Below are 6,614 nucleotides of genomic sequence, written 5' to 3' on the forward strand. Positions count from 1 at the left end.
AAGGAACGTTGGGTTTCGTTGCTCAACCCAACCTACAAATTCAGTAATTTTTGAGCGGGAAGAAAGTAAAATAACGACTGGTGAATTTTAAAAAATTTGAAGGGCTAAAGCATGAACGGTAATCCTAAAGTTAGCATTCTCATTAATAACTACAACTATGCTCGTTTCCTGTCGGAGGCGATTGACAGCGCTCTTAATCAAAGTTATTCTCACAGTGAAGTAATCGTAGTAGATGACGGTTCTACCGATAATTCACGGGAAATTATTGCCAGTTACGGAGATAAAATTACCCCAGTGCTAAAGGAAAATGGGGGACAAGCTTCGGCTTTTAATGCTGGTTTTGCAGCGAGTAGTGGAGATATTATTTGCTTTTTAGACGCTGATGATATCTATGTGCCAGAAAAAGCGGCAGAAGTTGTAGAGGCGTTTAGCGATCGCGCAGATTTAGAATGGTGTTTTCACTCGCTTAAGTGGGTGGATGCTGAGGGTAAACCTACCGTTAGTGAAAATGGTAATGAAGGTGGATCTATTAGCAAGAATGGGGCTGAAAATCCCAAACGCGAGTACGATCTGAGAGAACACATCAAAAAGGGGAAACTAAAGGATAAATTAGACAATCTTCCTTCTACGACAGGACTTTGCTTTAGGCGATCGCTTCTACAACAAATTTTACCAATGCCTGAAGCCAAGAGAATTGGACTTAATGATGGTTATTTGGAATTTACGGCAATAGGACTGGGTAAAGGTCTGATTTTTGATAAAGAATTAGCTCTTTATAGAGTACATGGCTCCAACGCTTATTCGATGAGGAAGGATAAGCAAAAGGTGCAAGCGAGAATAATTGTTCTTACAGCCTATTGGATAAAAAAGAAATTCCCATCGTTTTCTAAATTTACCAATAACTTGTTAGCAACAGGTTTGGGTATGTATGGGCGTTCTGGAGGAGTTGAAGAAGAATGTCAGGAATTTGTCAAAAGTTATTTGTCTTCGGTGACGCTACCAGAAAAAATGGAAATTTATATGAGGGCGCTTTACAATTATCTGAAAAATACTAAATTTTAAAAAATTAATAATAATAGATATAGCAGCATCCGGTAAGTCGCTCTCACGACGAGAGTGCGATAAACGAAAAAATATTCGTTTAGGACTGCTGTATAACAAAAATTGAGAATTGAGCAATAGTGAATCTACCAAGCTCAATTAATAAGACAGGGAAAGCAAGATGAAACGATTTATAACAGTGCTAGTTTCTCTAACCGGGCTGGTTTTTTATGCAGTCCTGGCGGAGGTGCCAAGGGCGGCTAAAGCCCAGGATGACCCGTGTTTTATGGTGGCTCCGGGAGGCAGAACCGTCAACTTAGGTCATCTGTGCGGCGGCGACTCGGCTAGCAAACGGGCGTTTCAAGCCCCAATCAAACGCCGATTAGGTGGTACACCCGTAATTGATGTGACATTTAATGGCGGGCAAACTTACGAGATGATTCTAGATACCGGGGCTAGCGGGACGATGATTACCCGCCGCATGGCATCGGCCTTGCGGGTAGTGCCAGTGACAACGGTTAAAGCTGATACTGCCAGTGCGGTAGGAGTAGAATTTCCTGTAGGATACGTGCAATCGATGTCTGTAGATGGTGCTGTTGCCAATAAAGTGCTAGTAGCGATCGCAGGTGCAGATCAAGACATTGGACTTTTAGGGCATGACTTCTTTGGCAATTACGATGTCACCGTGAAACGGGATGTGGTGGTGTTTCAACTGCGCTGAGGTTGTCGGGAAAGATAAAAATACTCATCCTGTGGCGGAAGCGGCGCTAAATCCTAACTGCCAGCACGACACCGCGATAGCCCAATCTTCCTGAGTGTGAACAATTAGCACCCGGATTTTTGATTCAAAAGTGGCGATATCGCGATCGCGCGGCGATGCGGCATTTTCTTGGGGATCTAGTTGCAAACCCAGAAATTCAAAAGCTGCACAGGCTTGCTCTCTTACCGCCGCCGCATTTTCACCGACACCGCCAGTAAACACCAGTGCATCTAAGCCGCCTAAACTTGCAAGCATGGCACCGATGTGCTTGCGGAGTGAATGCACGTAAATATCAAATGCCAAAGTTGCGCGTGGGTTTTCTTGAGCGATCGCACTCAGGATATGGCGCATATCCCCGGATAAGCCGGAAATCCCCTTTAACCCAGAAAGCGAATTGAGTATTTTGTCAAGCTTTTCGGCATCCATCCCTGACTGACGCAATAAATGGATTAAAATCCCAGGATCGACAGAACCTGAACGACTGCCCATCATCAACCCTTCCAGGGGAGTAAACCCCATCGTGGTATCGATGCTATAACCGTTAAGAATTGCCGCCAGGGAACAACCATTTCCTAGATGACAGGTAATCAGGCGCAGAGAATCGAGGTTTCTCCCCAGAATTTGTGCAGTGCGTTGAGCGCAGTATTGATGGCTGATACCGTGGAAACCATACCGCCGAATACCTTGTTCTAACCACTCGTAAAGACCAGGATATACATAAGCTGCGGGCGGTAGTTGGCTGTGAAAAGCTGTGTCAAACACAGCAACTTGGGGAACGGAATTACCCAGAATTTGCTCTATAGCTTCAATTCCCTCAAGATTGACTGGGTTATGGATGGGGGCATATTCCGCAAGACGAGCGATCGCGTCTTTGACTTCGGCTGTAATCAAAGTGGGGAGGCGATATTCTTCTCCCCCATGCACCACCCGATGACCGACAATATCAATATCTGTAGGGTTATCTAGCACCTGAGTATCGCCACACCAGAGAGTTTCCAACATAGAAGCGATCGCTTTTAACCGATCATCTAGCGGCAACTTGTCCTCAAAAACCGCACCTCCTCCAGTTTTCACCTCAATCAAAGCCATCCCAGGCTGCTTCGTCCAGTCAATCTGCGCCTCCCACAAAGGAGTTAAAGGTTCCTGTGGCAAAGAGTCCCCTAACTCATACAAGCAACTCTTCTGGCTGCTAGATCCCGCATTCAAAACTAATATCTTCATTTTTTCGTTCCCAGGCTGAGCCTAGGAATGCGTATTTGGAGGCTCAGCCTCCTGTATCTAAACAAGAGGCTGAGCTTGGAAGGCGTTCCCAGGCTGAGCTTGGGAACGTCTTAAACAGTTTCTCTTAGCCCCTCAAGCGGGGAGGGATTGGGGTTCCTCTAATAAGGCCATTTCCAATCGCGAATTTCCGGCATATCCTCGCCGTGCGTAGTGATGTAATGCTTATGCTCAATCAACTTATCGCGCAGCATTTGTTTTACATAAGCCGCCGCATATCCCAGTTCTGGCACCCGATCGATGACATCCCCCGCCAGGTGGAAGCGATCCAAATCGTTGAGAACCACCATATCAAACGGCGTAGTCGTCGTGCCTTCTTCCTTGTAACCCCGGACGTGGAGGTTATTGTGATTCGTCCGGCGGTAGGTGAGACGATGGATCAGCCAAGGATAGCCGTGATAGGCAAAGATGACAGGCTTATCAGTGGTGAAGATGGTGTCAAAGTCTTTATCAGACAAACCGTGAGGATGCTCACTGTTTGGCTGAAGCGTCATCAAGTCAACCACATTCACCACCCGCACCTTCAGATCGGGGCAGTGCTGACGGAGAATGTCAACTGCTGCCAAAGTTTCTAAAGTAGGAACATCTCCAGCGCACGCCATCACTACATCTGGTTGGCTACCTTTATCGTTACTCGCCCATTCCCAGATACCAATACCTACCGTACAGTGCTTGATTGCCGCATCCATATCAAGGTACTGCAAAGCGGGTTGTTTCCCGGCGACGATGACATTGACATAGTTGCGACTGCGTAAACAATGGTCTGTCACCGACAACAGGGTATTAGCATCGGGGGGTAGGTAAACCCGGATGATTTCTGCCTTCTTATTGACAACGTGATCGATAAAGCCGGGGTCTTGGTGGGAAAAACCATTGTGATCCTGCCGCCAGACGTGGCTTGTTAGCAAGTAGTTGAGGGAAGCGATGGGTCGCCGCCAGGGAATGTGGCGAGTAGTTTTGAGCCACTTGGCGTGTTGATTGAACATCGAGTCGATGATGTGGATAAACGCCTCGTAGCAGGAGAATAACCCGTGGCGACCAGTTAGGAGATATCCTTCCAACCAGCCTTGGCACATATGTTCGCTTAAGACTTCCATCACGCGACCATCGGGGGAAACGTTGCCGTCGATGGGGAGAATTTCGGCGGTAGATACTCGGTCTGTGACTTCAAATACAGAACTGAGGCGGTTTGATGCCGTTTCGTCTGGCCCGAATAACCGAAAGTTCCGGCGTTCGCCGTTGAGTGTCATGATGTCCCGCAAGAACATTCCCATGACGCGGGTAGCTTCGGTGGTAACGGTGCCGGGTTTGGGGACATCGACAGCGTAATTCCGGAAGTCTGGCATCTTCAGGTCTTTTAGCAACAAGCCACCGTTAGCGTGGGGGTTCGTACCCATACGGCGATCGCCTAATGGTGCCAGTTCTTTAAGTTCGGGAATTAGCGTTCCGTTTTCATCGAAGAGTTCTTCGGGTTTGTAACTCTTCATCCAATCTTCGAGCATTTTCAGCTGCTCTGGCTTGTTCACCAAGTCTGATAATGGGACTTGATGCGATCGCCAGTAATTTTCTACGGGTTTACCATCTACTTCTTTTGGCCCCGTCCAGCCTTTGGGAGTCCGCATGACAATCATCGGCCATTGGGGGCGCTTGCTGAACCCATTGCTTCGGGCATCTTGTTGGATGTCTTTAATTTCTGTGATCGCACTCTCCAGGGTTTGCGCCATCAACTGGTGAACATCTTCAACAGGGTACGACCCCTCAACGAAATAAGGCTTGTAGCCGTAGCCAACGAACAGGTGTTCTAGTTCCTCATCACTCAGTCGCGCTAACACTGTTGGCCCAGCGATCTTATAGCCATTCAGGTGTAAAATCGGCAGCACAGCCCCATCATGGACTGGGTTGAGAAACTTGTTACTGTGCCAACTGGTAGCCAGGGCCCCAGTTTCTGCTTCCCCGTCACCAACAACGGCACAGACAATCAGATCCGGGTTGTCGAAGGCAGCACCGTAAGCGTGGACGAGTGCGTAACCGAGTTCTCCGCCTTCGTGAATTGATCCGGGAGTTTCGGGTGCAACGTGGCTAGGGATACCACCGGGGAAAGAGAACTGTTTGAACAGCGACTTCATGCCCTGAGCATCTTGGGATATGTTGGGGTAGAACTCGCTGTAAGTGCCTTCTAAGTATGTGTTGGCGACTAAACCGGGCCCGCCATGACCAGGCCCAGCAATGTAGATTACCTGAAGGTCATACTTTTTAATCAGGCGATTGAAATGGACGTAGATGAAGTTCAGACCCGGAGTTGTCCCCCAGTGTCCAAGTAGCCTGGGTTTGACCTGTTCTATTGTCAGGGGTTCTTTGAGTAGCGGATTGTCTAATAAATAGATTTGTCCGACGGAAAGGTAGTTAGCAGCACGCCAGTAAGCGTTGATCTTGTGGAGTTCTTCGGCGGTCAGCAGACCTTTTTGGAGTGTGGGAGCGATCGCTTGAACCATAATGATTTTCTACCTTCTGGATCGTGGGAATTAGTTGGTAGCAGTACGAAATGCAACTGACAGCTTCAAATTACTAAATGAAGTTGTCTTGTTGCCATAATTATCTGTGCGACATCCAGATCCGTGCCAATTTGTTAAGAATTGCTTTAACAAGTTGCAAAATTTTATTAGTTTTGTTTCAGAACTATTTCTCTTGACGGATGCAAATAAGGAATATACTAATCCTAAATAATTCGTGACACCCTGTAGGAGAGGCCACTGCTGTGTCCCTACACCAGGGCGAATACTTGTTAACAATTGAAATAGGATTTCTATATTCCATTCGGAATAACTTGATAGTATTAACGGATGAAGTTGTCAGCACCACAGGCAAGTCCTTAATCAGACTTCACTGTTGCGGACGCAAGTGGCAAGATGACGGTAAACGTCGTCCCTACTCCAGCTTCACTTTGTACGGAAATCTGACCTCCATGTGCCTCTACACACTTTTTAACAATCGCTAGACCAAGACCATTGCCAGGAATTGTGCTGACATTTCTAGCGCGATTGAAAGGTTTAAAAAGTCTTTTTTGGTCTTCTAAAGGAATACCAATCCCCCGATCTTGAATCCGAAAAATGACTGTTTTCTCCTGACCAATCAGTTCAAACCACACTGTACCGTCTTCAGGTGAATACTTAATGGCGTTGGCGAGTAAATTTCCTAACATATGCCGCAGCAAGTTTTCATCCCATAGCGCCTCCCCCAATTCTCCTTGACAGGTGAAAACAATAGTAAAATGCTTTTCACCTGTACTAAGTTGTAACTCTTCGACCAGTTGGCGGCAAAACGGTTCTAAAGCTAACTGAGTAGGTTGATACTGAAGTTTACCTAAATCGGCTTTACCGATTAATAAAACCTCGTTCAATAGCTGATCCATGTTTTTGATCAGAAATGTTGAATGTTAAGAAAACTTCATAAAAATTAGCCCAAAATCATGATATTTTTTGGGCTAAACCTTAATTAATCTTATTAGCTTCCATGATATTTTCATTTCCTCGTCTTG

The 6,614-nt window shown here is 46.6% G+C and carries 4 protein-coding genes and 1 pseudogene; 2 read left to right on the forward strand and 3 right to left on the reverse strand.

The window, feature by feature from the left end; genetic code table 11:
• Window positions 1-111 precede the first annotated feature (111 nt).
• Together H6F63_RS06530 and H6F63_RS06535 are read left to right on the forward strand one after the other, a co-directional pair.
• Window positions 112-1,062 (forward strand): glycosyltransferase, encoded by a 951-nt coding sequence (locus tag H6F63_RS06530; RefSeq protein WP_190635881.1) that lies wholly within the window; start codon window positions 112-114, stop codon window positions 1,060-1,062.
• 160 nt (window positions 1,063-1,222) lie between these two features.
• Complete coding sequence (locus tag H6F63_RS06535; protein WP_190635883.1) at window positions 1,223-1,762, forward strand: retropepsin-like aspartic protease; 540 nt, start codon at window positions 1,223-1,225, stop codon at window positions 1,760-1,762.
• Window positions 1,763-1,786: 24 nt separating this feature from the next.
• Here the strand turns inward: H6F63_RS06535 and H6F63_RS06540 are convergent, their stop codons facing one another.
• From H6F63_RS06540 to H6F63_RS06550, 3 genes and pseudogenes are all read right to left on the reverse strand, one after another.
• Window positions 1,787-3,022 (reverse strand): acetate kinase, encoded by a 1,236-nt coding sequence (locus H6F63_RS06540; RefSeq protein WP_190635885.1) that lies wholly within the window; start codon window positions 3,020-3,022, stop codon window positions 1,787-1,789.
• Window positions 3,023-3,180: 158 nt separating this feature from the next.
• A complete protein-coding gene (locus tag H6F63_RS06545; RefSeq protein ID WP_190635887.1) occupies window positions 3,181-5,571 on the reverse strand; it encodes a phosphoketolase family protein in 2,391 nt (796 codons plus the stop codon).
• A gap of 377 nt (window positions 5,572-5,948) precedes the next feature.
• Window positions 5,949-6,497: pseudogene (locus tag H6F63_RS06550) on the reverse strand (sensor histidine kinase); the annotation flags it as partial.
• Window positions 6,498-6,614: the final 117 nt, after the last annotated feature.

This window comes from Trichocoleus sp. FACHB-40, assembly GCF_014695915.1.
GTDB lineage: Bacteria > Cyanobacteriota > Cyanobacteriia > Cyanobacteriales > FACHB-T130 > Funiculus > Funiculus sociatus.